Source organism: Mycolicibacterium chengduense, from assembly GCF_033741155.1.
GTDB lineage: Bacteria > Actinomycetota > Actinomycetes > Mycobacteriales > Mycobacteriaceae > Mycobacterium.
The window spans coordinates 289,986-316,445 of the sequence record NZ_JAWQNH010000001.1 but is presented as its reverse complement, the minus strand read 5'-3'; the positions used below and the strand labels follow the sequence as shown (position 1 = coordinate 316,445).

The window sequence follows — 26,460 nt, the reverse complement described above, 5'->3', positions numbered from 1 at the left end:
ATGACGTTCGAAACAACACTGAAAGTCATCGCCGAACACCGGGAATCACAGCCAGGCCCACACACGGTCACCGTCGCCGCGGCGCAACTCGGAGGCCCCTGGCTGAAGTCTGCGAACAGGCTGGCCAGGATCGCCGAGGCGGCGCGGGTGGCGTCCGCCACCGGCGCCACCGTGATCGCATACCCGGAGACGTACTTGTCCGGATATCCGTTCTGGCCGCCGCGCACCGATGGTGCGCTCTTCGACCACGCTGACCAAAAAGACTGTTATGCCTACTATCTGGACTCCGCGATCGAGGTCGGTGGGCCCGAACACCGCGAGCTCGAAACCATGGCCGCCGATCTCGGTGTCGGACTTGTTGTGGGTGTATCAGAACGCGGACGCGATCTCGGTTCCGGCAGCGTCTGGTGCACATTGCTGACCATCGATCCCGTCCTGGGGTTGGTGGGGCACCACCGCAAGCTGATCCCCACGTATGACGAGCGGTTGATCTGGGCCCAGGGCGACGGCGCGGGCCTACGGACGCACCGGTTCGGGCCTGCGGTGGTGGGCAGTCTGAACTGCTGGGAGAACTGGATGCCGCAGGCGCGCAACGCGATGTACGCCCAGGGCGAGACGGTGCACATCGGCTCGTGGCCGGGGTCGAGCACGCTGACCGCCGACATCACCCGCTTCGTGGCCGCCGAGGGCAGGGTGTTCAGCGTGGCCGCCTCGGGCCTGATCACCGCGGACTCCATTCCAGAAGACTTCCCGCTGGCGGCGCGGCTGCGCGAGACATCCGAGCAGATTGTGTTCGACGGCGGCAGCGCGGTGGCGGGCCCGGACGGAAGATGGTTGATACCACCGGTCGTCGGTGTGGAAGGGGTGCTGGTTGCCGACCTCGACCTGGCGAGGGTGATGCAGGAACGGCTGAACTTCGATGTCACCGGCCATTACGCCAGGCCCGATGTCTTCCGAACCGAGGTGAATCGGCGACGTGGCGGCGCAGTGCACTTCACCGAGTTGCCGGCTGTCGAACCATGACTGTGTCGTGCAGGGAGCTGATTCCTGGTGATCCCACGCCAGACTAATGACGGCCCAGGCAATCCGGTGCGGTGGCTGCACGGCCAGGGCGTGCCGCACCGGGTTCGCGACGTCGAGACCGAGCCACGGCCGACACTGGGGAATTCGCGTCATCGGTGAATGTTGCGGCGCAGCGGCTCTATGCATCCTTCTTCGTCAATGCCACGACCGCGCCGCCGTCGCGAGGCCTCGCACCAGCGCCGCGGTCGCGGGGCACAATCCGTCGTCACCGAGGAGACCGCTACGCGGGCTGATGCCGCGCACCCGTGGAGGCAGCTCCAGTTGGGCACCACCCTCGCGTGGCACGTTCACCGGGTTGTCGGGGTGTAGTCCGCGTAGCTCGCGCGGAATGGCGTCCAGGTCGGTGACCACGTGGTAGCCGGGCAGCGCGAGGTGCCCGGCCAGATGGGCGCCCAGCCGGCCATTGCGCCCGCCGACGAGCAGCTGGGTGCTGCGGCCGATCCGCCCGTAACCGTGCACCGCGACCGCCACGTCGACGTGGTCGAGAAAGGCTGCCAGCACCGCCGACTCGTCACGTCGGTAGCGCGACGAGGCCAGATGGTGTGGGTAAAGCGGTGGATGGTGCACCGTGTAGACCGACGCTCCGGCCGCCGCAGCGGCACGCTCGGCGATGACATCGGTCATCCTCTCCAGGCCGCCACCGTGGATGGCCAGGAATCCGAACCGGGACCGCAAGGTGCTCGTCTCGTGCACCGCGGGGTCGGCCAAAAGCTCTGAAAGTGTCTGCGGCCCGCCAGAATTCGATATGCGTTCGGTGCTGGGCCAATGCGCCGGATCCCACCGGTGCAGGAAGTCGATCCAGCGTTGTGGGAGCCGATGGTGGCGTGCGCCGTCGATCACCCGCTCCAGGTATCCGGGCCTGGGCGCGCCGGCTTCCACCCGCGGATCGATGTACACCCAGGCGTCGTGCGGGCCGTCGGCAGTGTGTACCAGCAGCCGGTCGCGCCGGTAGCGCACCGGGACGCCCTCGGCGCTGTCCAATGTCGTGAGGTCGTGACCGCTGACCTGCCACAGCACGCCGTGCACCACGGCGCCGGGCAGTGGCTCCACCGTCGCCACCCCGCGTTCGTTGATCAGCCAGTCGTGATCGGCCAGCGTCGCCGGCCGCGGATTGCGGGCGTCCGGGCAGCGGCGCGCCATCTGCTCGACGCACAGATTGGATCCGTACGCAAAATAGATGTGCGGCAATGTCATTCAGCTACGCACGGTCAGGTAGATCAGCACGACGTTGAGCACGCTGATGATGCCGGCCGCCAGCCAGCCCAGCGCGGTGGTGACGCGGTGGTTCACGTCGGCGCCCATCAGCGACCGGTCGCTGGTCAGCCAGACCAAGGGGATCAGCGCGAACGGGATGCCGAATGACAGCACCACCTGCGAGATGACCAGGGCGCGGCTCGGGTCGACCCCGACGGCCAGGACCACCAGGGCCGGGATGAGGGTGACCAGTCGGCGCAGCAGCAACGGGTAGGTGCGGCGCAGCAGGCCCGACATGATCATCGCGCCGGCGTACGCGCCGACCGACGTCGATGCCAGGCCCGAGGCCAGCAGGCCGATTGCGAAGAACAGCGCCACCACCGGGCCCAGTGTGTCCCGAACGGCCGCGTGGGCACCCTCGATCGAGTCGGTACCGGTCATGCCCTGCAGATTGGTCGCGGCGACCAGCAGCATGGCCATGTTCACCGCGCCGGCCACCAGCATGGCGATGCCGACGTCGACGCGGGTGATCCGGAGCAGTCTCCGGCGCGGCGCGCCGGCTTCGGGTTGGCCGTGCCGGTCCCGCGACAACCCGGAATGCAGGTACACCGCGTGCGGCATGACCGTGGCACCGAGCATGGCGGCGGCCAGCAGCACGCTCTCCGCGCCCTCGAATCGCGGAACAAGGCCCGCCGCGACGTCACCGACCGCCGGGGGTTCGACGAAAAGACTGGTGAGGAAGCCGATTGCGATGATCAGCAGCAAGCCGGTGATCACCCGTTCGAACACCTGCTGGCCGCTGCGGTTCTGCACGGCGAGCAGGAGCATGGACACGACACCGGTGATGATCCCGCCGACCAGCAGCGGCAGGTCGAACAGCAGATGCAGGGCGATGGCGCCGCCGACGACCTCGGCCAGGTCGGTGGCCATCGCGACCGTCTCGGCTTGCAACCAATAGGCGATCCGGGTGGGGGTGCGGGTGTTGTCGGCGACCGCTTCCGGCAGCGAGCGGCCGGTGACCAGTCCCAGTTTCGCGGAGAGGTACTGGACGAGGCCAGCCATCACATTGGCCACCAGGATCACCCACACCAGCAGGAAGCCGAACTGGGCGCCGGCGCTGACGTTGGCCGCCACATTGCCGGGATCGACATAGGCGATGGCGGCGACGAACGCGGGCCCGAGCAGCGACCAGCCCGGTCGCCGCACTCGCGTCGTTGTGTCCTCGAGCAACTCGGCCTTCCCCTATCCGGTGTAGCGAATAGAAAAGTTAGGGTAGCCGAAAACCGAGGATGGTCAACTCACCGGGGTCAGCCCAGCCCGATGATGATCCCGCCACCGCCGTAGGGCCAACCGTAGAACGGGCCGTTGTTGTTCGCCGGTGGGGACGTCACGATCTGGGTGTGCCCGGGCGACGAGCACTGCGTCGTGGTCGGGCCGGTCTTTACGCAGTCGGGCGCAGCCGCCGCGGGCGGCGCATAGATAAACACCGCGAGCGGCGCGGCCAATAGCGCCGGCAGCGAGCGGATGAGCATCGGGCCTCCTAGCGGTGACCGCCCCCGCCACCGGCGTCACCGCCGATGATCAGTGCGGGTCCGTAGAACTCGTCGTCCCACGGGTAGGGGTAGGTGGGCTCGGCCGGTGGTGAGGCGTTGAGCTGAACGTTGCCGGGTGTGGCGCATTCGGTTGCCGCGCCACCTGCCTCGGTGCCGCCGACACTGGTGCACGACGGCAGATTCGAGTTCGGATCGGCCGCGGCGACCGGTGCCAGCGCGAGAGCGGCCGCGGCCAGGAGCGAAGAAAGCACGAGCATTGACCGCATAGGTGAGGCCCCTCACGTCGGATTTGGGCGTTAAGCCCCAGCGTACAACCCTTTCCCGGTGATCAGCGGCAGGTCCAGGGTGGTCACGATGCCCGGTTGGGCGGCCACCACCGCCGGGATGGCGTTGACGACGCGGGCCGCGGTGGCGACCAGCCCGGCGTGGTTGTGGTCACCCTTGCGGCTGCTCAGGCACAGGTCGAGTGCGTACGACGGCTCGCCGGTCACTTCGACGCGGTAGGAACCGCCTTCTTGGGCCGGCTGCGGCCACTCCGGGCACAGATCGGCCCGCAGCCGGGTGACGTGCTCGAGCACCACCGCGGGATGCCCCTTCACCATGCCGCGCACCTCGAAGCGCATGGCCGCGGTGCTGCCCTCGGGGATGTGTCCCGAGGCGATGTCGAAATCCTCCGGGGCGGGCACCCGCACGTGGGTTTCGGTGACCTCGTCGAGTTCGATGCCCAGCCCCGCGGCGAGCTGGCGTACCACCGACCCCCAGGCCAGGCTCAACACGCCCGGCTGGAGCAACATCGGCAACTCGTCGAGTGACTTCCCGAAGCCCATCACGTCGAACATCACCGTGGCGCTGTCGTAGGTGGCGTAGTCCACGATCTCCATGCAGCGGATCTGTTCGATGGACTGGCAGGTGCCGGCAAGGGCAAGGGGCAGAAGGTCATTGGCGAAGCCCGGATCGATCCCGTTGACGAAGATGGACGACGATCCCGCCTTCGCGGCGTCCTCGATGGGCGAGATCAACTCGGTGGGCAACACCTGCCAGGGGTACTGCAGGAACACCGCGGCACTGCCCACCACGTTCACGCCGGCGGCCAGGATCCGCCGATAGTCCTCCAGCGCCTCGGGTAGCCGGTTGTCGGCCATCGCGGTGTACACGGCGCAGTCGGGTCGGGTGGCCAGCACCTCGTCGAGGTCGTTGGTGGCGGTGATACCGGTGGTGATATCAAGGCCGGCAAGGGTTCCCGCGTCCTGACCGGCCTTGGCCGGCGAGGAAACCCAGACCGCGGTGAGTTCGTAGCCCGGGTCGGTGATCAACTGGCTCAGCGCGTGCCGTCCGACGTTTCCGGTGCCGATCGCGGCGACTTTGATGACCATCTCTAGGTGCTCCTCACAGGTCCGGGATGGGCAGGTCGAGGTTCGGATAGGTGAGGCCGCCGTCGACCTCCAGCGTCTTGCCGGTCAGGTAACCGCCCGCCGGTGACGCCAAATAGACTGCGGCCGCAGCGATATCGACCGGGTCACCAAGTCTGCGCATCGGCGTGACCTTCTCCATGGGCTCGCGCAGCGAGTCGTTGGAGGCCACCACGTCCAGTGCCGAGGTGAGGATGGAACCGGGCGCGATGGCATTGACCCGGATACGCGGGCACAGATCGAGCGCGGCCAGCCTGGTGTAGTGCGCCAGGGCGGCCTTGGCCGTGCCGTAGGCGACGAACGCGCGCCCGGCCAGCCGGCCCATCGTCGAGGTGATGTTGATGATCGAACCCCCGCCGGAGTGTTCCAGCATCAGCGGGACCGCCGCCGATGTCAGGGCGTGCGCCGTGCCGACGTTGAAGGTGAACGCGTCCTTGAGGTCCTTCGTGGAGGTGTTCAGCAGGGGGCTCGGCATGGTGCCGCCGACGTTGTTTACGACGATGTCTAGTTTGCCGAACGCGTTGACGGCCTCGCCCGCGAGCGCGGCGGTGGCTTCCGGGTGGGAGAGGTCGGCCACCACGATGTGCGCCTTGCGTCCAGCGGCGGCGACCTGCGCCGCGACCTCTTCGAGCTGGGCCTGGGTACGTGCCGCGATCACTACGTCCGCACCGGCTTCCGCGAATGCGACGGCGATCGCCGCGCCCAGTCCGCGGCCCGCTCCGGTGACCACCGCAACCTGATCGTCAAGCCGGAATCTGTCCAGAATCATGCATGCTCCATCTCTCGTCCCGCGTCACCGTAGCAAGGGGTCCACGCCTTGGGGGCGAGATTCTGGAACACGTTCTAGTTGAGCAGTCCCGCTGCTTCCTACTTCTTGGCGGCGGCCTTCTTGGCCGGAGCTTTCTTGGCGGCTTTCTTGGCGGGGGCTTTCTTCGCCGGTGCCTTCTTGGCGGGCGGCTTGTCGCCCTGACGCGCCTTCACACTGGCTTCCAACTTGGCTAGCAGATCCGACACATCGTCGGTCTCGTCCAGGTTGGTCGGCTGCTCCTCGGTCGTGAAGGCCTCGCCACCTTCGAGTTTGGCCTGCACCAGTTCGTGCAGCTCGTCCTGGTAGGTGTCGTGGAACTGCTCGGGATGGAAATCGTCGGTCATCGACTCGACCACCTGCCCGGCCATCTTCAGCTCGGCCGGCTTGATCTCGACTTCCTTGTCCAGCACCGGGAAGTCCGGATCGCGGATCTCATCCGGCCACAGCAGCGTGTGCACCACCATTACCTGGCGCTTGCTGAAATCCTTCACCCGCAACGCCGCCAGTCGCGTCTTGTTGCGCAGCGCGAAATGCACGATGGCCACCCGATCCGTCGACGCCAGGGTCTGAGCCAGCAGGACATAGGACTTCGACGATTTGGAATCCGGCTCCAGGTAGTAACTCTTGTCGTACATCAGCGGGTCGAGCTGGTCGGCGGGGATGAACTCCACCACCTCGATCTCGCGGCTGCGTTCCTCGGGCAGCGTCGCGATGTCCTCGTCGGTGATCACGACGGTCTGCCCGTCCTCGGATTCGTACGCCCGCGCGATATCGCGGTACTCGACCACCTCGCCGCACACCTCGCAGGTCCGCTTGTACCGGATCCGCCCGTTGTCCTTGGCGTGCACCTGATGGAATTTGATGTCGTGGTCCTCGGTGGCGCTGTACACCTTCACGGGGACATTCACCAGACCGAAGGCGACCGAACCCTTCCAGATAGACCGCATGCTCAACCGTAACAGCGGGTAATACCGTTATGTGGTGGAGCGCTACGGCCGGGTGAAATTGACCAATCCCGATAAGGTGCTCTATCCCGCCACCGGCACCAGCAAAGCCGAGGTCTTCGACTACTACCTGGCCGTCGCCGATGCGATGGTGCCCCATATCGCCGGGCGGGCGGTCACCCGGAAACGGTGGCCCAACGGTGTGGACGAGCCGTCGTTCTTCGAGAAGCAACTGGCCTCGTCGGCGCCGGAGTGGCTGGACCGATGCGCCATCGAACACAAATCGGCGACCACCGTCTACCCGGTCATCGACACCCGGGAGGGGCTGGCCTGGATCGCTCAGCAGGCGGCGCTGGAGGTGCACGTCCCGCAGTGGCGCTTCGTCGACGGCAAGCCGGGACCGGCCACCCGGATCGTGTTCGACCTCGACCCCGGCGAGGGGGTCGACATGGCTTTGATCTGCACGGTGGCCCACGAGGTCCGGGACCTGATGGCCGATATCGGGCTCACGACCTATCCGCTGACCAGCGGGAGCAAGGGGGTGCACCTGTACGTGCCGCTGGCCGAGCCGGTCAGCTCGCACGGCGCCTCGGTGCTGGCGCGCCGGGTGGCTCAGCAGTTGGAGAAAGCCATGCCGCAGCAGGTGACGGCCACCATGACCCGAAGTTTGCGCGCGGGCAAGGTGTTTCTGGACTGGAGTCAGAACAGTGCCGCCAAGACCACGGTCGCTCCCTACTCGCTGCGCGGGCGCCACGAGCCGACGGTCGCTGCCCCGCGAACCTGGGACGAGATCGCCGATCCCGGCCTGCGTCATCTCCGTTTCGACGAGGTGCTGGCGCGGTTGGAGCGCGACGGCGATCTGCTGGCCGGCCTGGACGACACCCTGGTGCTGCCGGACAGACTCACCACGTACCGCAGCATGCGCGACGCCGGCAAGACACCGGAGCCGGTGCCGGCGGCGGCCCCGGTCACCGGCGCGAACAACCGATTCGTCATCCAGGAACACCATGCCCGCCGGTTGCATTACGACTTCCGGCTGGAACGTGACGGCGTGCTGGTCAGCTGGGCCGTGCCGAAGAACCTGCCCGCCGAATCGGCGGTGAACCACCTGGCCGTGCACACCGAGGACCACCCGCTGGAGTACGCGACCTTCGAGGGGACGATCCCCAAGGGGGAGTACGGCGGCGGAGAGGTGCGGATCTGGGACACCGGGACCTACGAGGCGGAGAAGTTCCGCGATCCGGACCCGATGAACGGCAAGAGCGGCGAGGTCATCGTCACCTTGCGCGGGGACCGGATCTCGGGCCGCTATGCCCTGATCCAGACCGACGGCAAGAATTGGCTCGCGCACCGGATGAAGGAACAGCCCGCGATGAGCGCGGCCGAGATCAAACCGATGCTGGCCACCCACGGCTCGGTCGCCGACTTCACCCCGGCGCAGTGGGCCTTCGAAGGCAAGTGGGACGGCTACCGAATGTTGGTCGAGGCGAATCATGGCGCCTTGCAGTTGTATTCGCGGCGTGGACGCGATGTCACCGCCGAATACCCGCAACTACGGACACTGGCCGCTGATCTGGCCGATCACCACGTGCTGCTCGACGGCGAGGTGGTGGCGCTCGATGCCCACGGCGTGCCCAGCTTCGGGGCCATGCAGAACCGTGGGCGAGAGGGCCATGTCGAGTTCTGGGCCTTCGACCTGCTGGCGCTGGACGGCAGGCCCCTGTTGCGGGTCAAGTACCGCGACCGTCGAAAACTGCTGGAGACGCTGGCTTCCGGCGGGGAACTGATCGTTCCGCCGCTGCTGCCCCAGGATGATCCGCTCGGGGACGCCCGGCGTCGGGGCTTAGAGGGTGTGGTGGCCAAGAAGTGGGATTCGACGTATCAGCCGGGCCGGCGGTCATCGGCATGGATCAAGGACAAATTCTGGAACACCCAGGAAGTGGTCATCGGCGGTTGGCGGGCCGGGGAGGGTGGACGGACCAGCGGGATCGGCGCGCTGTTGGTCGGCATTCCGGCCGGGGATGGACTGCAGTTCGTCGGCCGGGTCGGCACCGGCTTCACCGACAAGATGCTCGGCGACCTGCGCGCGACCCTCAGGCCGCTGGAGACCGACGAAACGCCCTTCAACGCAACACTTTCCACCATCGACCGGCGCGGGGTGACCTTCGTCCGGCCGGAACTCGTAGGCGAGGTGCGCTACAGCGAACGCACCTCTGATGACCGGCTGCGCCAGCCGAGTTGGCGGGGGCTGCGGCCGGACAAGGCGCCGGACGAGGTGGTCTGGGAGTGAATACGGCCGCGGATGCCGATGTCACTCGCGTGGCCGCCTCAATTCGCGACGTGACGTCACGCCGAGTTTGGCGAAGATCCTACTGAGGTGCCACTCCACGGTGCGCGGACTGATGAAGAGATGACCCGCGATTTCAGAGTTCGTGTAGCCTTCGCCCGCCAGTCGGGCGATGTAGGTCTCCTGCCGTGTCAGCGTCGCGGTCGTACGCCCGGTGTGCTCTTTCGGCATGGTCTCACCCGCGGCCCGGAGCTCCCGGCGGGCCCGCTCGGCAAAGCCGTCGGCTCCCATGTGGCGGAACCGCTCGTAGGCGACCCGCAATTCGTTGCGCGCGTCGGCCCGGCGGTTCGCCCGGCGCAGCCACTCGCCGTAGATCAGGTGCGTGCGCGCAGCCATGACCGCCAGTGGCGAACGATCCAATTCTCTTATTGCGGTGTCAAACTCGTGCTCGGCCGCTGGACCGGTGGTCGTCAGTGCTCTGGCCCGCGCCGCGTATCCCAGTGCGGTGGCGGTTCCGGTCGCCTCGGCGCGCTCGACCACCTGTGCGGCCGCCGTTTGCGCGGTGCGCATGTCGCCGGACCGGGTGGCGGCCTCGACCATTTCGGTGAGCAGATGGCCGTACATCCCCACGTCGTCGTAGTCCAGGGCCGCCGTGCACACCGCGAGGGCTTCGTCGTACTGACCGAGGCCGTTGTGCAGGATGGCCAGCGCGAAGAGGACGACGGTGACCTCGCTGCCTTCCCCTCGGGCCGTCGCGTCCTCGATTGTGCCTCGAGCGAGTTCTCGGCCGAGTTCCTCTTGTCCGCGGCAAGCGGCGAGATAGGACTGGATGGACCGGTGTGGCGGCGCCCCGGTTGCAGTCGAGATCGCATCCGACTGCTCGAGCAGATCCGCCGCCTGTGCGAAATCGCCCGCGGTGACGCAGACCCCGGCATAGGTGGTCAGCGCTGCGGGCAAGATGGTCAATTCCCCCGCGGCGCGGAGAAGCTCGAGTTGGCGAGCGTTCAACGAGCTGTAGATGTCCTGATCGAACAGATCGAGCAGCACGCGCAGGGTGATGTCGTGTGACCGCGGGTCCGCTACGCCGGCCTCGTCTTCCTTCAGGTACTGGTCGATGGCACGTTGCAGTACCGGCGCGGCGACGGCGTGCCCCTCGGTGAGGCGCAGGATGAGTCCGTCGAGAAACAGATCGGCGGCCCTGAGCGGGCCGGAAGGTGCCGGAGCCAGTCGCGCCGCGGCGGCGATCGCCGCCGCGGAGGACTGCTCATCGGTGGAGAGACGGCCGACGATCATCGCCGCCACCAGTGCGTCGAGATAGGTGTCGCGCGCGAGCACCGGATCGAGCGCTCCGAGTTTTTCGGCGGCCGCCAACAGCAGTGGGGGTGCGTCTCGTCCCCGTTGGGTGGTGAAAGCGATCTTGGCGCGCAGCAGATCGACTCGCGCGCTGAGGAGTTCGTCGTCAGCGGCCGCTACGGTCGCCAGCAGCCGGGTTGCTGCCTCAGCGTCACCGGCGTCCAACTTGGCCAGGGCAGCGTCGAGTGCCCGCTCGGCCCGCCGAAAGGGGTCCGGGGTCAGCTCGACGGCATAGGCCAGAAATGCCGCGGCGGCGGCCGCTCCGGCGCGGCGGCGGGCGTGCTCGGCGCACTCCAGGAGTTCCACGGCCACGCTCTCGTCAGGTGCGGTCGTGGCGTGGGCACGATGCCAGGCGCGGTGCTCGTCTGCTGCGGGACCCGTGATGACGGTGGTCAACGCGGTATGCACCCGCCTGCGTTCGGCAACGGACGCGTTGCGGTAGACGGCTGAGCGGACGAGCGGATGGCGGAAGCGTAACCGCGGTTCGACGGTGATCAGGCCGCTGCGCTCCGCAGGAGTACTGGCATCGGCATCGAGGGAGAGCTGTGCGGCTGCATCCCACAGCCATCCCGAGTTGCCGGTCGGCTCCGCCGCCGCGATGAGCAACAGAGTTCGCGTCGCCGGCGGCAGCTCGCGTAGGCGCTGTTCGTACTCCTGCTCGATCCGTCTGGTGACCGACGACGCTGCCGTCAGTCCGTATCCGCCTGCCAGCACGGCGGGTGCCATGGCATGCCGAAGTTCGAGTAGGGCCAACGGGTTTCCCTCGGCTTCGAACAGAATGTTGGCTCGGACGGAATCGTCCAATTGGCCCGGCATGACCGCCATGAGCAACGTGTTGGCGTCGGCGTGGCCGAGGCGGCTCAGATTCAGTTCGGGCAGGCCCGCCAACTCCGGTGGAGCGCCGGGTGCGCGGGTCGCGAAGATCATGACCACCGGGTCGGCGAGAAGCCGGCGCGCGGCGAAGCTCAGCGCCTGGAGTGACGCACGGTCCACCCACTGTGCGTCGTCGATCACGCAAACGGTCGGCCGCTCCGCACCGGCCTCTCCGAGCAGCGTCAGCACCGCCAGGTTCACCAGGAGCCGGTCCGGCGCGGTGCCATCCTGCAGACCCAGCGCCACCCGCAGGGCGTTCTTCTGCGGGCCCGGTAACCGGTCCAGGTGCGCAAGGATCGGACCGCACAATTGCTGCACGCCGGCGTAGGCGAGCTCCATCTCCGATTCCGCTCCGCTGATGCGGATGGTGCGGACGTCGTTGGCCTTGGTGAGTGCATCGGCGAGCAACGCAGTCTTTCCGATGCCGGCTTCGCCGTGGATGACGAGGACGCCGCTCGCACCGGTTCGCACCCGGTCGCACAGCGCGGCGAGCTGCTGTTGCTCCTCCTGTCGACCGACGAGTGTGCTGCCGCCCATGCCGGTGATCTTGACATGTCGGCCGGCTTACAGCGACGGAAGCCACAAACGCGGCGGTGCCCCCGGGGGCCTACTTGTTTTCACCCGTCCCGGGGTTTTCCCGGGGTGGACAGGGCCTCGTCGGAGTGTGTGATCACTACACCGAGCCAGCACACGCGAAGGGGTCAAACGATGGCCAGCACCGTCCACGAGGTCACCTATGATCTGCTCCGAACGTTGGGTTTGACCACAGTTTTCGGTAACCCGGGTTCCACCGAACAGACATTCCTGCAGAATTTCCCCGACGACTTCACCTATGTGCTCGGCTTGCAGGAGGCCTCGGTTCTGGCGATGGCCGATGGCTTCGCCCAATCGACCGGCAAACCCGCCCTGGTCAACCTGCACACCGCCGCAGGCACCGGCAACGCCATGGGCAGCCTCGTCGCGGCGTACCGGTCCAACACCCCGTTGATCGTCACTGCCGGTCAGCAGACCCGCGAAATGTCCTTGTGCGAACCGTATCTGAACAATCCCGATGCCACGGTCATGCCGCAGCCGTGGGTCAAATGGTCCTACGAGCCCGCGCGCGCAGAAGATGTCCCTGCGGCATTCATGAGGGCCTATGCGGTGGCCACCCAACCGCCGGCCGGACCGGTGTTCCTGTCCATTCCACTCGACGACTGGAACAAGCCGGCGCTGGGCACCGCGGTGGTCAGAACGGTCAGCCGGCGGGTCGAGCCGGACACCGAGCGGCTCAGCGAATTCGCCGACCGGATCAGCCGGGCCAAGCGGCCATTGCTGGTGCTGGGGCCTGAGGTGGACCGCGCGGGTGGCTGGGGTGCCGGCATCGCCTTCGCCGAGAAACTGGGGGCTCCCGTGCGCGGCAGCGCACTGTCGGACCGTTGCTCGTTCCCGGAAGACCACCCGCTCTACCGTGGTCCGCTTCCGATGACGATCGCCGGGGTCAGCGATGCCCTCGCCGGGCACGACCTAGTGATCGTGATCGGTGCGCAGGTGTTCCGGTATTACCCGTACGTCCCCGGTGACTACCTGCCCGAAGGCACGGCAGTCCTTCAGGTCACCGCCGACCCGCACCTCGCCGCGACCGCACCGGTGGGTGACAGTTTGATCGGCGATCCGCGGGTTGTGCTCGAACAGCTTCTGCATCTGGTTGCGGCGCCGCCCGATCGGCAGCCGCCCGCCGGTCCGGCCAGACTGCCGTACGCCGACCTCCCCATGGCATCCGCACCGTTGACATCCAACGACGTGTACGCGGCGCTCAGCTCGGTCAAGCCCGAAGACGCCGCGGTCGTCATGGAGTCGACCTCTACGCTGGCCGACCTTCTCACGTGGTGGCCTACCCGACGTCCCGGCAGCTTCTTCGCCACCGGAAGTGGAGGAATCGGCTGGGGCGTGCCTGCGGCGGTGGGGATCGCCCTCGGGGATCGGGCCTGCGGCGTCAAACGGACCGTTATCGCTTCGATCGGCGACGGTTCATTCCAGTACTCGATCCAGGCCATCTGGACGGCGGCACAGCACAAGCTCCCGGTGGTATTCGTGGTTCACCGCAACGGCGAGTACGCCATCCTCAAGTCGTTCGCGCTACTGGAGGAAACGCCCGGCGTCCCCGGACTGGACCTGCCTGGGCTCGATATCGGAGCCTTGGCAACGGGTTTCGGATGCCGAACGGCGACAGTGGATGGCACGGAGGGCCTCATCCGCGAGTTCAAGGCCGCCCTGGCGGCCGACGGGCCCACCGTCCTGGTGGTGCCGACTCAGCCGCAGCTGCCGTTCCTGGGGTGAGATATGCCGGTCTACACGTGCACGACGGTGCAATCGATGTTGAGTGCGGATACCAAGGCCGACCTCGCGGCGGAGTTCACGCGCATCCATTCGATGATCAACCACGTCCCGGGCACGTACGTCAACGTCGTCTTCCATGAGCTCGCCCCCGACCAGGTCTATACCGGTGGGCGCGCGGCCCACCCGTTGTTGATCAACGGGTGGGTCCGCACCGGCCACCCGGAAGCCCAGAGTAGCCAGTTGGTAGCGGAAATCGCGGCTGCGGCAACACGGGTGACCGGTGTTCCGGCGGAGAGGGTCCTGGTGGTCATCCAGAACAGCTCGGCCCATCTGGCCATCGAAGGTGGCCGGGTGCTACCCGCGCCCGGTGAAGAGGAAGCCTGGCTGCGCGCGCAGAAGGATAGCGATTGACATGCCGAGTACCCCTTTGCAGATCGAACGGTTCGCAGCGGCCGCCGCCGCGCACGGTGAGGTGACTGTCGATCCGAGCCTCCTTGCCGAACGCGGCCGCGACTTCTGGGGTGTCGGGGGAGTGGCGGATTTGCTGTTGCGTCCGCACGGTCGGTACGCCATCGCGCCGATCATGCGGTTGGCCGCCCAACACCGGGTCGCGATCGTGCCGCGCGGAGGAGCGTCGAACTGCTCGGGTGGCATGATGCCGGCAACGGGTCGGGTATTGCTCGACTTGTCCGGTCTCGATCAGATTCTGCACGTGGATGTCGAGAAGCGCTGCGCTCGTGTCGAACCGGGTGTGATCAATTCGGATTTGCAAGCGGTGCTGGCTCCATACGGATTGTGCTTCTCGCCCGATCCGGTATCGGCGCACCTGGCCACCGTGGGCGGCAACATCATCGAGAACGCCGGTGGACCGCACGCGTTGAAGTATGGGGTCACCTACAACCACATCCTGAGCGTCGACATCGTGCTGTCGGACGGTTCGACAGCGACCTACCGCGCCGACGACGATGGTCCTGATCTGCTCGGAGTCCTCGTCGGCTCGGAAGGAACTCTTGGGATCGTCACCGAAGCCACCGTCGCGCTGCGGCCGGTCGCCGAGGTGACCCACAGTCTGATGGGTGCGTTCGCCAGCGCCCGGGAAGCCGCCGACACCATCGCGGCGATCATCGCCACCGGTGTGGTGCCCGCCGCGGTGGAATGGTTGGACAGATCGGGAATCGCTGGGCTGCAACAGTTCTATGAAACCGGCTATCCACTGGATGCGGATTCCATTGTGCTTATCGATGTCGACGGGACCGCAGCGGAGGTGGCGCGCGAGCAAGCGGTCGTGGAACGGGTGTTGCGCGAACGGGCGACCGAGGTGCGGGTCGCGGAGAGTGAGTCGGACCGCGACGCGCTGTGGTACGGCCGGCTCAACGCCCCCAACTCGGTGGTGCAGAGCGGCAAGGGCTTTTTCATCGGCGATGTCACGGTGCCGCGTGACCGAATCCCGGAGATGCAGGAAGTCATCCAAACCACTGCGGCACGCCACCGCGACGGGTTGTTGTTCATCGCGGTGTGCGGGCACGCCGGTGACGGTGACCTCCACCCCACGACGTTCTATGACAAGGACAACCCGCTGGCTGCGTCCGCCCTGGAGGCAGCCAACAACGAGATCATCGAAGCTGCATTGCAATTGGGTGGGACCATCACCGGTGAGCATGGTGTCGGAACCGAGAAGGTTCAGTTCATGACCAAGCGCTTCACCGACGTGGAGATCGCCGCGCAACGGGCGGTCAAGACGGCGTTCGATCCCGCCGGACTGCTCAATCCCGGGGTGATGCTGCCGGACCGCAGTGTCGAGGAGCCCGACGTCGGTGCCTTCGGTGCTGCGGTCCGTGCGGCCCTGAGCGGTGGGTTACCCCCCGATCCGGGTGCCCCGTTCACCACTGGCGGGATGGTGGACATCGTGGTCAACCTCGGCAATCTCAGTCTGGTCGTCGGTGCGGACGCCACGATCGAAGCGGTGCAGCACTACCTCGACGAGCACGGTGTCACCTGTGTCGCGATTCCGACGTCAAGCACAAAACGCACTATCGGCGAACTTGTGGCCACCGCCACCGGCGCCGAGCGCGACCGCGTCAGACATGCGCTGCTCGGCGCCGACGTCACCGTGATCGACGGGTGCCGCCCTGCCCGCTTCGGCGCCGAAACCATGAAGGATGTCGCCGGGTACGACACCAAGCGGCTCTACATCGGTGCGCGTGGCGCATTCGGTGCGTTCCGATCGTTGATCTTCAAGGTCAGCGTCAAGGTCTGACTGTCTGACGGTTCGCGGCAGCGGGCAGGGCAGGTTCAAACACCCTGCGGCTGAACATCCTTCGTGGGAGGTGAGCCAGCCTCGTCCACAGCGTTAGGTGCCGGCGCGACCTGTTTCGGGGGCGATGGGGCCGACCACCCGTGGTAGCCGAGTGCCACACTGACGGCGGAATAGACCGCGGCCTCGGTCCACATATAGCCGACACCCCAGCGCCTGCCCAAAAAGACCGGCTCGCTGATGATGCCGCGCCGGGTTGCCACGGCGTACGCGGCGTGCGCGTAGGCCAACGCGGCGAACGATCCCGACAAGAACTTGCTGACTTCGCGGTTCATCACTGACTCCTCCTCTGCCGCCGGCATTACGACGGCCACTTCAGTTTCGAACCGACCCGCATCGATGACTAGGGACCAAGGTCCCCGGCGGGCCGCGCCGAGCAAGGACTGACGGCCCGTGTCCTGGTGGCCCTATGACTCTTCCCGGGGTCCCTGGCCATTTCTACGGTGATCGACAGGCGACGCATGAGCGCGCCGACGATCCGGAGGAGCGGCACCATGAAGGTTCACAACATGATGACATTGTCGGTGCTGACCGCGGCGGGATCGGTCGCCGCACTTGCACTGCTCACCCAGCCAGCACCGGCCGGAGCGGATACGCCGGCAGTGGGAGGCGATTGCGCGTCCGCTCAAATTGGCGACGCCGCAACGGGACCCGACGGGGCGGCACTTCGATGTATGGCCGACGACCAAGGCAAGATCCACTGGCTTCCCGATACCCACGCAGTGTCCACGATCGCGGATCTGCAGGCCTCCGGATATTCCGTGACCGTCGACCGGGCCGGAGACGGGTCGCTGCCCGATTGCAAGGTGATCGAAGTGCACAACCCGATGACCGTCACGTCGACGAACTATGGGGGCACGTCGCCGGGCGGGCCCGGCTCTCATGGCGACAAACACCACACCACCATCGTCGTCAACAAGACCATCGACGTCAGCCTCGATTGCACCGGCGGCTAGGAGACCGCCCACCGCAATCACCTGCACGAAAGCAGGCGGCGAATCTCTGCCGTGTCGCTCATCGGTTAGCGACACGGCGAGACGATCTTGTTGATCGGTCAAATACCTTCGCAAACAGCATCAATCGCTGCCCACGATTTCAACGAAAATTTGCTGAGCCCTGGATATGCTGCTCATGCAGCAAACACTACTTTGCTGCCCTCATTGAATCGATCCAACCGAAGGGGGAGCGGTGGACGCTCTGAGCAATGTTCGTGACCGGATGACACCGATGGTGGCGTTGACCGGCGCCGTGGCGATTGCGGCGGCGGGCGCCGTCGCGGCGCCGCCTGCGCTACAGGCCGCCGAACACATCGCACCCACGGTGGTGCGCGAAGTGAAGTCGGTGCCGGTGGAACTGGCCGCATCGAACTTCTTCGCACCGTATTACGCGATGCCGGCGGGGCTGGCCGGGACCGCCATCACCATCCCGTTGTTCGTCGTGACCTTGGCCGTCGACAACGTCGTGAAGGGCACCACCCAGGTGCTCACCAACCTCAACGTGGATAAGCGGCTGGCGCAGCAACCCGTCGTCCTGATGCATTCGCTCGTGTTCCCGATCGCCACCGGCGCACAGATCGCACTGGCCAGTGGTCTGGACGGCACGTACGTCTACGGCAAATTCACTCCGGCTCAGGCCCTGAACTTCTTCGTCGATGCGGTGAAGGCCGCCGTCGACGGTTTCGTCGCCGCCGAGAAGGCGTTGTTCACCCAGCCGGCCGTCACGGCCAAGACCGCGATCAACGATGTCGCTTCACCGGCAATCGCGGAGCCCGGCACGACGGTGACGCTGTCCACCGCGTCGGCAAGCGTGCCGGCGAAGGTCGCACCCAAACACATCGCCACAACGCCGACCGCCGCGGCGCCGGAGCAATCGACAGCGCAGACAGCAGATACCGAGAAGGCAACGGGCGACACCGAGAAAGCCGAGCCCGCCGTGGCAGACACCCCCGTCGTCAAGAAGCCCACCTGGAAGCGGCCCACGTTCAAGCTGCCGACACTCAAGCTGCCGACACTCAAGCTGCCGACCTTCAAACTGCCGGCTCCCAAGAAGACCGCCACGACCACCGGTACTGCCGCGGGTTCCGTAAGCCCATCGTCGCCGTCCAAGGCCGACGCCGGGTCGAAAGATGCCGGCTCAGAGGGTTCTTCGAAGTAGTCGGATACCGGGCTCGGGCAGCCGTTGGCGCTGCCCGAGTCCTCTCCGTCAGCCGGTGAGCGTCGCGCGGCCGGCCTCGATGGCTTCCTGCATGCCCCTGGTGGCCAACGCGTCGGCCAACTCGTTGTCGCCGACCCCCGAATGACCTTTCACCCAGAACCATTCGACGTCGTGCCGGGCGCACGCCGCTTGCAGTCGCTGCCACAGATCGACGTTCTTCACCGGCTCCTTGGCGGCGGTCAGCCAGCCGTTGCGCTCCCAGCCCAGTACCCACTTGGTGATTCCGTTGCGCACGTAGGTGCTGTCGGTATAGAGGTGCACCAGCACCGGGCGGGTCAACGCCTCCAGCGCCATGATCGGCGCGGTCAGTTCCATCCGGTTGTTGCTGGTTTGGCCGGCGTCGCCGCCGGACATCTCGCGGACATGCGCACGGTGTCGCAGCACCGCGCCCCAGCCGCCGGGGCCCGGATTGGGCCGGCACCCGCCGTCGGTGTGGATGATCACGGGGTCGGTCACCCGTCGAGCTTAAGTGGCGGCGGGCTGGGGGTACCACCCGCTTGCGGGGGAGAGCGAAGCGACCGGGGAATGTGTTCGGAGATCATCGCCGTCCGAACCGACATTCCGAGCGCGCGGTGATCGAGGGTGGTGATCCGGCGTCCCGGCTGCACCGCGTCCTTGACCGGGGTGGCGCGGTCACCGAAGAACGCTGCCGTCGCGTCGATATCGGCGACGGTGTAGGTGATGCCCCACAGCGATGACGGCCCGGCACTGGCCACCCCCGGCGTTCCGACCACCTCGACGATCACCGGTCCGAAGCGGAAGAAGATCTGCCGGATCGGCCGGCCGCCGAGCTGCGCGTCGCGTTCGCGGCGCGGCTGCATCCCGATCGACGCCAACGCCGCGACGGTCCGCCGCAGATCGGGGGAGGCCACCACGATGTGGTCGATCGCGATGGTGCCGTTGGCGTGTGTGGCCGGATCCGCGGGCGCGGCGTCCGAACGTCTGGTGGGGATGCCGTCGAGAGACCCGTCGACGTCGGCACCGACGGCGACACCGCTTAGTGACCATCCGCGGATGCCGGTGCCGTTGGCGCGCCCGGTGAGTCGGATACGCACGCCGCCGATGTTGCTGATGTCGCCGGGACCGACACTGAACCCGGCGCCGGTCCAGGCCTGCGGAGGATCGGCCACCTCGATCTCGTCGACGGTCATGTCTTGATTCTGCGGGTCGGCACCCGGCCCCGGCTAGCTCATCGGGTCTGCGCGGACACGTGCCCGTTGTTAGTCTCCGCGTGTGAATCGCCTGTACGCAGTGCCTCTTGCGGTCCTCGCCTGGTTCGGTGCCACCGCTGTCGGCACTGCTGACCCGGGCGATCCGGTCGTTGCCCTCGGCAAGTGCTACGACCCGGGCGGGTCCGTCGTGCAGCGGCCGGCCACCTTCGACTACAACTGCGACAGCACCGGAGTGTTGCAGGACATGGTGTGGAGCACCTGGGGTGCCGACGGTGCCCGCGGTACCGGTACCGACAGTTCGGTGCAATGCCAGCCCAACTGCGCGCAGGGCACGCGATTGGTGAATCCGGTTGTGGTGCATGCCTGGAATCCCCAGCCGGCCACGGATGCGGCCTGCCCGGCCGATGTCCGGTACTTCGCCGACCTCACCATCGCCTATCCGCAGGGGGCGCCGCCGTGGATCGCACCGGGCACGCAGTGGTCACCCGGTACCGATTTCGTGACCGTCGACGGCGCGCCGGCCGTGCACTTCTCCGGGCTGGGGCCGATGTGCTCGTAAACAAGGTTGTGCTCTTAGACAACAGAGTGTGCCTAGACCAGAGAGTGGCAGCCCGGCGCCGTCGGTGTCATCGTGGTTCTCATGAGTAGTCCAGATTCACCCGAAGAGACCGCAGGCCTGTACAGCGTGGACGACGACGACCAGCTGCCCCAAGAGGACACCCTGCTCGACCGCGGCGTCGACGATCTACTCGACGAGGGCTACTCGCCGCCGGAGAAGTGGCAGGAGCCCCGCGATCACGACACGCTCGACGAGTTCCTGGCCGCCGAGGTGCCCGACCCGGCCATGGCGCTGGACGACAACTTCGTCCCCGACGAGCAGGCCGGCGACGACGAGGTCGGCGACGTGCGCTCCGGCCGGCTGGTGGCCCCCGACCAGGGTTTCGGTGTCGACAGCGAAGCAGATCTCGTCGGCACCGACGTCGGGATCGACGGTGGGGCGGCCTCCGCGGAGGAGGCCGCGGTGCACGTCATCGACGACTGACGGCGCGAGCGTCCCGGAAATGCCGGGGATCGCGGCGTGTCACTGTGCAGACACGGCCGCTCGGCGACGAGTGGTGCGCTGCAGGAAGACGGAGAGGGTGAGCACCGCCAGGCCAGCCAGCGTCAGCAGGGCGCCGGCCGCGGCCGGCGCGGTGTAGCCGTAACCCGCGGCGATCACCACACCGCCGATCCAGGCGCCGGTGGCGTTGGCGATGTTCAGCGACGAGTGGTTGAGCGCGGCGGCCAAGGTCTGGGCGTCGTGCGCGACGTCCATCAGCCGGGTCTGCAGAGCCGGGCCGATCGCCGATCCGGCGGCGCCGATGAGGAACAGCCCGAACAGCGCGGTCCACGGGTTGTGCGCGGCCAGCACGAACAGGGCCAGCACCACGCCGAGTGCGGTGATGGCCAGGTACAGCGCGCGGACCACCGAGATATCGGCCAGCCGGCCGCCGGCCAGGTTGCCGATCACCATGCCCACCCCGAACGCCATCAGGGCCAGCGGGACCAGCGCGCGCGGCAGGCCCGCGACATCGGTCATGGTGGTGGCCACGTAGGTGTACACGGCGAACATCCCGCCGAAGCCCACCATCCCGACCAGCAGAGCCAGCCACACCTGCACCCGGCGCAGTGCCCCCAATTCGGTGAGCGGGCTGGTGACGTGCATGGAGCGCAGGTTGGGCACCCAGAACCAGATGGCGGTCAGGGTCACCAACCCGATGGCCACCACCAGGCCGAAGGCGCTGCGCCAGCCGAAGTGCTGGCCGAGTGCCGATGCGGCGGGCACTCCCACGACGGTCGCCACGGTCAGGCCGGTCAGCACGTGGGCGACGGCCTTCGCCCGGTTCTGTGGCCCCATCAGGTGTGCGGCCACCAGCGCGGCGATGCCGAAGAAGGCGCCGTGCGGGATGCCCGCGACGAATCGGGCGGCCACCAGGGTGCCGTAGGTCGGGGCGAACACGCTGGCCAGGTTGCCCAACGTGAACAGCGTCATCAAGGCCAGTACCAGCGTCTTGCGGTTCACCCGGGCCGTCAGCGCCGCGATGAGTGGGGCGCCGATCACCACGCCGAGGGCATAGGCGGAGATGACGTGGCCGGCCGCCGGCTCGGAGACGTGCAGGCTCGCCGCGATATCGGGGAGCAGGCCCATCGCCACGAACTCGGTGGTGCCGATGCCGAAGCCGCCCAGCGCCAGCGCCAAGACGGCCAGCCAGCGCACCGTCGGATCGGGCGCGACGACAGAGGGGGGCCGGTGCGACCGGGCAATGGTGCGGGACACGTGTTCAGCGTAGGACCACTTAGGTCGCATGGACAACCGACTTTTGTCTCCATCGGGCGAAAGTGGCACAACTTACGTTTTCGGTGTTCAATCGGGTCATGGCCACCGTCGGCGACATCTTCACCTTGATCAGGGATCGGGGTGAGACGACGCGCGCCGATATCACCGCCGTCACGGGACTGTCCCGAACCGCGGTGGCCGCGCGTCTCGCGGCCCTCATCGAGGTCGGGCTGGTGCTCGAGGGTGAACAGGCCCCGTCGACCGGTGGTCGTCCCGCCACCACCCTCAGCGTCAACACCCGCGCCGGCGTGGTGCTGTCGGTGGCAGTCGGCATCAGCCGCACCCGGCTGGCGGTGTGTGATCTGGCCGGGGTGATCCTGCGGCTCTCGGATATCGATCAGGAGGTGGCCCTGGGGCCCGACGATCTGATGCCCGACGTGGTCAAGGGTCTGGACGTCCTGCTGGAGGACCACCCCACCGCGACGGTGTACGGCATCGGGTTGAGCCTGCCCGGACCGGTGGACCGCGAGCGTGGTTGCAGCCGTGATTCGCCGATCTTGCCGGGCTGGGACGGTGCGGCCTTGCGGCCGTACTTCGCGGATCGGTTTCCCGCGATCCCGGTGATCCTGGACAACGACGCCAACGCGATCGCACTCGCCGAACGCGGCGGTGACCTCGAAGGCCACAGCGACCTGCTGGTGCTGAAGGCCTCGAGTGGGCTGGGTGCCGGCATCATCGCCGGCGGCGCGCTGCAGCGCGGGGTGTCCGGCGCCGCAGGCGAATTCGGCCATAACAAGATCGCCGCCGCCAAGGGGCGCCCGTGCCGGTGCGGCGACACCGGATGTCTGGAGACCGTCGCCGGCGGCTGGGCCATCGTGCACGAGTTGCAGCAGCGCGGCTACACCGTCCGACACCTGCGCGACGTGGTCGAGCTGGCCAACGGCGGTGACCCCGAAGCCCGCCGGATGATCCGCGACAGCGGGCGGTACGTGGGCGAGGGCATCGCCCCGGCGGTGAACCTGCTCAATCCCAAGGTGCTCGTCATCACCGGGGATATGGCCGGCGCCTACGACATCTTCGTCGCGGGATTACGAGAAGCGTTGTACGGCAACGCAACCGCGATGGCCACCCGGGAACTCGACGTGGTGGCGTCGGCGTACGGCGGTGCGGCGGCACCCGTGGGCGGTGCCGCCATGGCGCTGGACGGGGTGCTCAGCGCCCGCGCCGTCGACGCACTCGTCGCCCGGACGTGACGGCGCCCGTTCGAGTCAGCCGTTGGCCTTCGCGATGACGTTCTCGGCGAACCACTCCAGGTTGCGGATCTTGTCGTCCAGCGGCTCGGTGTCCGCACCCATGATGTAGGGCACCCGGAAGCCGACGATCACGTCGGTCACGCCTTTGTCCTCGAGGCGTTTGACGCCGTCGAGGGTGAACCCGTCGATCGAGATGACGTGGATCTGGAACTCGCCCGCCTGACCGATGCGCTCCTCGGTCTCGCGGTACTGCTGCAGCTTTTTGAGCAGCGGGTCGAGTTCCTCGGGATCGCCGCCACCGTGCATCCAGCCGTCGTTGCGGGCAGCGCGCTTGAGGGCGGCGTCGGCGTGCCCGCCGACCAGGATGGGTACCGGTTGGCTGGGTGCGGGCGTCATCTTGATGCTGGGGATGTCATAGAACTCGCCGTGATATTCGAAGTACTCGCCGGAGGTGAGACCCCGGATGACATCGATGCACTCGTCCATCCGCTTACCGCGCTTGGCGAACGGCACGCCCATGATCTCGTAGTCCTCGGGCCACGGGCTGGTCCCGACGCCCAGCCCCAGCCGGTTGCCGAACAGCGCGGCCAGGGATCCGGCCTGCTTGGCGACCAGCGCCGGCGGCCGGATCGGCAGCTTCAGCACGAAGATGTTGAAGTGCAGATTGGTGGTGACGGCCGATAGTGCGCCGATGAGCGCAAACGACTCGATGAAGGCTTTGCCGTCCAGGAATTCGCGGTTGCCGTCCGCGGTGTACAGGTATTTGGAGTCCGACACCTCGGGGTAGGCGATGCTGTCCGGAATGGTCATGGCGTGGTAGCCGGCCGCATCGGCCGCTTTGGCGAGCGGGATGTAGTAGCTCGGGTCGGTCATGGCTTCCGCATAAGTGAACCGCATGAGGTGATACTAGAACGTGTTCTAGTTCTGTGTGCCGGATTGGGGCGGGGCATGATGTGCGGGTGCCTGCCGCCTGGCTCACTCGCAACGTCCGTGTGCTCTCGGCGGTGTCGTTTCTGCAGGACACCGCCAGCGAGCTGCTCTACCCGCTGCTGCCGATCTACCTGACCACGGTGCTGGGCGCGCCGCCCGCGGTCGTCGGCGCCATCGAGGGCGCGGCCGAGGGTGCGGCGTCGCTGACCAAGCTGGCCTCCGGCCCGCTGGGCGACCGCTTAGCCCGGCGCCCGCTCATCGCCACCGGCTACGGCATGGCCGCCCTCGGCAAGATCATGGTGGCGGCGTTCGCGTCGTGGCAGGGTGTCCTCGCAGGTCGAGTCGTCGACCGGCTGGGCAAGGGGCTGCGCGGCGCCCCGCGTGACGCGCTGTTGGTGGTCGACGTCGACGACGCGCATCGCGGCCGGGTGTTCGGCTTCCACCGCGCGATGGACACGTTCGGTGCGGTCATCGGACCGCTCATCGGGCTGGCCGGCTACGAGCTGCTGAATCATCAGATCGCGCCGCTGCTGTGGGTGGCCGCGGTGCCGGCCATCCTCAGCGTGGCGCTGGTGTTCCTGTCCCGCGAGCGCCGGCGCCCGGCGCACGCGACCCGGCCGCCGATCTTCGCGCACGTGAAAGACCTGCCGGGCCGGTACTGGCGCACCGCCGGCGTACTCGTTGCATTCGGAATCATCAACTTCCCCGACGCGCTGTTGTTGCTGCGGCTCAACGAGATCGGCTTCTCGGTCGTCGAGGTGATCCTGGCCTACGTCGGGTACAACGCCGTCTACGCGCTGAGCAGCTATCCGGCCGGGGTGCTGGCCGACCGGATCGGCCGGATCCAGGTGTTCGGCATCGGCCTGGTGTTCTTCGCAATCGGTTACGCGGGGTTGGGCCTGACCGACGATCCGGTGGCGGCCTGGCTGCTGATCGGCGTGTACGGACTGTTCACCGGGTGCACCGACGGGGTGGGCAAGGCGTGGATCTCGTCGCTGGTCGGCCCGGAAACGCAGGCCAGCGCGCAGGGCGTCTTCCAGGGCGCGAGCGGATTCGCCATCTTGTTCGCCGGGGTGTGGGCGGGGCTGGCCTGGGGTGCCGGTGACGGCCGGGGCGCCGTGCCGCTGCTGATCTCCGGCGGTGTCGGCGCCGTGTTCGCGGTCGCCGTGCTGGTGTTCGGCTATGCCAAGCGGAAGGGCGGCGAGCCCGCGCCGGCGATCTGATAGCCGCCCTGCTGGGAGCGCTCGGTGTACTTGCCCTGCACCGTGTTTCCGTCGACGGTGACGGTGACGGCGCCGCGCGGGGTCTCGGTAAGCTCGTCGAACACCGTGCCCTGCCAGTGGTACTTCCCGTCGATCGGGTCCAGGTGCCCGGTCAGCCGGACCCGTACCGCCCGGCCGTTCACGGTGGCGGGGCCGTCGTAGATGTCCTCGACGAACTCTCCGTCGTCGTCGTCGTTGGCGGGCGGCGCCGCGCAGCCCCCCGTCGCGGGCAGGAAACCGGAACGTCGCCACACCCGCCGCGCGATCGGGCCCAGCAAGCCGACCTCGTCGAGGAACGCCGCCAGCGGGGCGAAACCGGAGATCTGGGTCTGCTTCCGGTGGGTCGAGGCACGCGCCATCCGGCGGGCCGCGCGGGCGTCCAGACCGACCCGGGCGTACTGCACCTTGTTGGTGAACAGGAAGCGGAAGAACAGCCCGCCTGCCCCGTTGAGGTTGCCGATCCAGAACCGCTTCCACCGGGACATCGTCGGCGTGCGTTTGCGCAGCCCGTCGCGGGCGAACTGGATGTGGCGCGCCTCCTCGGTGACGTGAATGCGCATGAGCCGCTGCACCATCGGCTGCAGTTCGGGGTCGTCCATCATCTGCCGCTGCAGCGAGTCGAAGATCTCCTCGCCGATCAGTGCGGCGACCCACAGCACCGAGCCGCGGAAGATGAACGGCAGGCCGTTGATGATGATGCGCTGATACAGCCTGGGCCGCACCGGCTCCGCGCCGACCTTGGCGATCGCCTTGCCGAACATCACCATGTGCCGGGTCTCGTCACCGAGTTCGGTCAGCTCGTAATGGGTGGTACTGGCCGTCGGATCCTGATGCATCATCTTGCGCAGCAGCGCCTGGTTCAGGATGTTCTCGAACCAGATGCCGGCCGACAGGGTGTTCACCAGCTCCTGGCGGGACAACTCGATCCGTTCGGCCCGGGTCATCGCCTCCCACAACGGGGTGCCGTACAGGGACACCACCTTGGGCGGCAGGAAGAACTTGTCGGGTTCCAGCGGGGCGTCCCAGTCGATGTCGACGATCGGGGCGTACGACTTGCGCACCGATCCCTTGAGCAGCCGTTCGGCGAATTCCGCGCGCGTGGTCTGCGTCTTCAACGAAGCCGTCATCGGTGACGTCCTTTCGAATCCCGTGTATGGACGCTACGTCCGCCCCGG

The 26,460-nt window shown here is 67.4% G+C and carries 25 protein-coding genes; 11 read left to right on the top strand and 14 right to left on the bottom strand.

Going from position 1 to position 26,460, the window contains the following annotated elements; all coding sequences use genetic code 11:
- On the top strand, nt 1-1,023 hold the full coding sequence (locus tag SBI67_RS01585; protein WP_318978883.1) for a carbon-nitrogen hydrolase family protein: 1,023 nt from the start codon (nt 1-3) through the stop codon (nt 1,021-1,023).
- Nucleotides 1,024-1,218: 195 nt separating this feature from the next.
- Here SBI67_RS01585 and SBI67_RS01580 read toward each other — a convergent pair whose 3' ends face one another.
- The 7 genes from SBI67_RS01580 to ku all read right to left on the bottom strand — a co-directional run bounded on the left by SBI67_RS01580 (nt 1,219) and on the right by ku (nt 6,994).
- The gene (locus tag SBI67_RS01580; RefSeq protein WP_318978882.1) at nt 1,219-2,277 is read right to left on the bottom strand and encodes a poly-gamma-glutamate hydrolase family protein; all 1,059 of its coding nucleotides are present in this window, start codon (nt 2,275-2,277) and stop codon (nt 1,219-1,221) included.
- On the bottom strand, nt 2,278-3,507 hold the full coding sequence (locus SBI67_RS01575) for an Nramp family divalent metal transporter (RefSeq protein ID WP_413232383.1): 1,230 nt from the start codon (nt 3,505-3,507) through the stop codon (nt 2,278-2,280).
- Between the two features lie 77 nt (nt 3,508-3,584).
- Nucleotides 3,585-3,809 carry a hypothetical protein gene (locus SBI67_RS01570; RefSeq protein WP_318978880.1) on the bottom strand — a complete coding sequence of 75 codons (225 nt, stop codon included), beginning with the start codon at nt 3,807-3,809 and terminating at the stop codon, nt 3,585-3,587.
- 8 nt (nt 3,810-3,817) lie between these two features.
- Nucleotides 3,818-4,087 carry a hypothetical protein gene (locus SBI67_RS01565; protein ID WP_318978879.1) on the bottom strand — a complete coding sequence of 90 codons (270 nt, stop codon included), beginning with the start codon at nt 4,085-4,087 and terminating at the stop codon, nt 3,818-3,820.
- A gap of 39 nt (nt 4,088-4,126) precedes the next feature.
- On the bottom strand, nt 4,127-5,203 hold the full coding sequence (locus SBI67_RS01560; protein WP_318978878.1) for an NAD(P)H-dependent amine dehydrogenase family protein: 1,077 nt from the start codon (nt 5,201-5,203) through the stop codon (nt 4,127-4,129).
- Between the two features lie 13 nt (nt 5,204-5,216).
- Nucleotides 5,217-6,008, bottom strand: a complete 792-nt coding sequence (locus SBI67_RS01555) for an SDR family oxidoreductase (protein ID WP_318978877.1) — start codon at nt 6,006-6,008, stop codon at nt 5,217-5,219.
- Between the two features lie 98 nt (nt 6,009-6,106).
- Nucleotides 6,107-6,994, bottom strand: a complete 888-nt coding sequence (gene ku, locus SBI67_RS01550) for a non-homologous end joining protein Ku (RefSeq protein ID WP_318978876.1) — start codon at nt 6,992-6,994, stop codon at nt 6,107-6,109.
- A gap of 31 nt (nt 6,995-7,025) precedes the next feature.
- Between ku and SBI67_RS01545 the strand changes: the two genes are divergently transcribed.
- Entirely contained in the window at nt 7,026-9,281 is a 2,256-nt protein-coding gene (locus tag SBI67_RS01545; protein WP_318978875.1) for an ATP-dependent DNA ligase, read from the top strand.
- Between the two features lie 21 nt (nt 9,282-9,302).
- On the opposite strand, the gene SBI67_RS01540 is transcribed toward SBI67_RS01545, so the two are convergent.
- Nucleotides 9,303-12,041 (bottom strand): helix-turn-helix transcriptional regulator, encoded by a 2,739-nt coding sequence (locus SBI67_RS01540; RefSeq protein WP_318978874.1) that lies wholly within the window; start codon nt 12,039-12,041, stop codon nt 9,303-9,305.
- Nucleotides 12,042-12,212: 171 nt separating this feature from the next.
- On the opposite strand from SBI67_RS01540, the gene mdlC reads away from it, so the two are divergent.
- Genes mdlC through SBI67_RS01525 form a run of 3 tightly spaced genes read left to right on the top strand, consistent with a single transcriptional unit; the run spans nt 12,213 to nt 16,080 of the window.
- Complete coding sequence (mdlC, locus tag SBI67_RS01535) at nt 12,213-13,823, top strand: benzoylformate decarboxylase (RefSeq protein ID WP_318978873.1); 1,611 nt, start codon at nt 12,213-12,215, stop codon at nt 13,821-13,823.
- Between the two features lie 3 nt (nt 13,824-13,826).
- Complete coding sequence (locus SBI67_RS01530; protein ID WP_318978872.1) at nt 13,827-14,234, top strand: tautomerase family protein; 408 nt, start codon at nt 13,827-13,829, stop codon at nt 14,232-14,234.
- 1 nt (nt 14,235) lies between these two features.
- Nucleotides 14,236-16,080, top strand: a complete 1,845-nt coding sequence (locus SBI67_RS01525) for an FAD-linked oxidase C-terminal domain-containing protein (protein ID WP_318978871.1) — start codon at nt 14,236-14,238, stop codon at nt 16,078-16,080.
- Between the two features lie 35 nt (nt 16,081-16,115).
- On the opposite strand, the gene SBI67_RS01520 is transcribed toward SBI67_RS01525, so the two are convergent.
- Nucleotides 16,116-16,412, bottom strand: coding sequence for a hypothetical protein (locus SBI67_RS01520; protein WP_318978870.1), 297 nt, complete (start codon nt 16,410-16,412; stop codon nt 16,116-16,118).
- Nucleotides 16,413-16,631: 219 nt separating this feature from the next.
- Between SBI67_RS01520 and SBI67_RS01515 the strand changes: the two genes are divergently transcribed.
- On the top strand, nt 16,632-17,093 hold the full coding sequence (locus SBI67_RS01515) for a hypothetical protein (RefSeq protein ID WP_318978869.1): 462 nt from the start codon (nt 16,632-16,634) through the stop codon (nt 17,091-17,093).
- A gap of 232 nt (nt 17,094-17,325) precedes the next feature.
- Nucleotides 17,326-18,291, top strand: coding sequence for a hypothetical protein (locus SBI67_RS01510; protein ID WP_318978868.1), 966 nt, complete (start codon nt 17,326-17,328; stop codon nt 18,289-18,291).
- 48 nt (nt 18,292-18,339) lie between these two features.
- On the opposite strand, the gene rnhA is transcribed toward SBI67_RS01510, so the two are convergent.
- On the bottom strand, nt 18,340-18,807 hold the full coding sequence (gene rnhA, locus SBI67_RS01505; protein ID WP_318978867.1) for a ribonuclease HI: 468 nt from the start codon (nt 18,805-18,807) through the stop codon (nt 18,340-18,342).
- On the bottom strand, nt 18,804-19,502 hold the full coding sequence (locus tag SBI67_RS01500) for a VOC family protein (protein ID WP_318978866.1): 699 nt from the start codon (nt 19,500-19,502) through the stop codon (nt 18,804-18,806). Before SBI67_RS01500 ends, rnhA begins: the two co-directional genes overlap by 4 nt.
- Before the next feature lie 100 nt (nt 19,503-19,602).
- Here SBI67_RS01500 and SBI67_RS01495 point away from each other — a divergent pair, with 100 nt between their 5' ends.
- Nucleotides 19,603-20,082 carry a hypothetical protein gene (locus SBI67_RS01495; protein ID WP_318978865.1) on the top strand — a complete coding sequence of 160 codons (480 nt, stop codon included), beginning with the start codon at nt 19,603-19,605 and terminating at the stop codon, nt 20,080-20,082.
- An 81-nt stretch (nt 20,083-20,163) separates the two neighbouring features.
- Nucleotides 20,164-20,565 carry a DUF5709 domain-containing protein gene (locus SBI67_RS01490; protein WP_318978864.1) on the top strand — a complete coding sequence of 134 codons (402 nt, stop codon included), beginning with the start codon at nt 20,164-20,166 and terminating at the stop codon, nt 20,563-20,565.
- A 39-nt stretch (nt 20,566-20,604) separates the two neighbouring features.
- Here the strand turns inward: SBI67_RS01490 and SBI67_RS01485 are convergent, their stop codons facing one another.
- Nucleotides 20,605-21,870, bottom strand: a complete 1,266-nt coding sequence (locus tag SBI67_RS01485) for an MFS transporter (RefSeq protein ID WP_413232382.1) — start codon at nt 21,868-21,870, stop codon at nt 20,605-20,607.
- A gap of 68 nt (nt 21,871-21,938) precedes the next feature.
- Between SBI67_RS01485 and SBI67_RS01480 the strand changes: the two genes are divergently transcribed.
- Nucleotides 21,939-23,093 (top strand): ROK family transcriptional regulator, encoded by a 1,155-nt coding sequence (locus tag SBI67_RS01480; protein ID WP_318978862.1) that lies wholly within the window; start codon nt 21,939-21,941, stop codon nt 23,091-23,093.
- 15 nt (nt 23,094-23,108) lie between these two features.
- Here the strand turns inward: SBI67_RS01480 and SBI67_RS01475 are convergent, their stop codons facing one another.
- A complete protein-coding gene (locus SBI67_RS01475) occupies nt 23,109-23,990 on the bottom strand; it encodes an LLM class flavin-dependent oxidoreductase (RefSeq protein ID WP_318978861.1) in 882 nt (293 codons plus the stop codon).
- Nucleotides 23,991-24,046: 56 nt separating this feature from the next.
- On the opposite strand from SBI67_RS01475, the gene SBI67_RS01470 reads away from it, so the two are divergent.
- Entirely contained in the window at nt 24,047-25,246 is a 1,200-nt protein-coding gene (locus SBI67_RS01470; RefSeq protein ID WP_318978860.1) for an MFS transporter, read from the top strand.
- Here the strand turns inward: SBI67_RS01470 and SBI67_RS01465 are convergent.
- Entirely contained in the window at nt 25,204-26,412 is a 1,209-nt protein-coding gene (locus SBI67_RS01465; protein WP_318978859.1) for a diiron oxygenase, read from the bottom strand. The genes SBI67_RS01470 and SBI67_RS01465 overlap by 43 nt on opposite strands.
- Nucleotides 26,413-26,460: the final 48 nt, after the last annotated feature.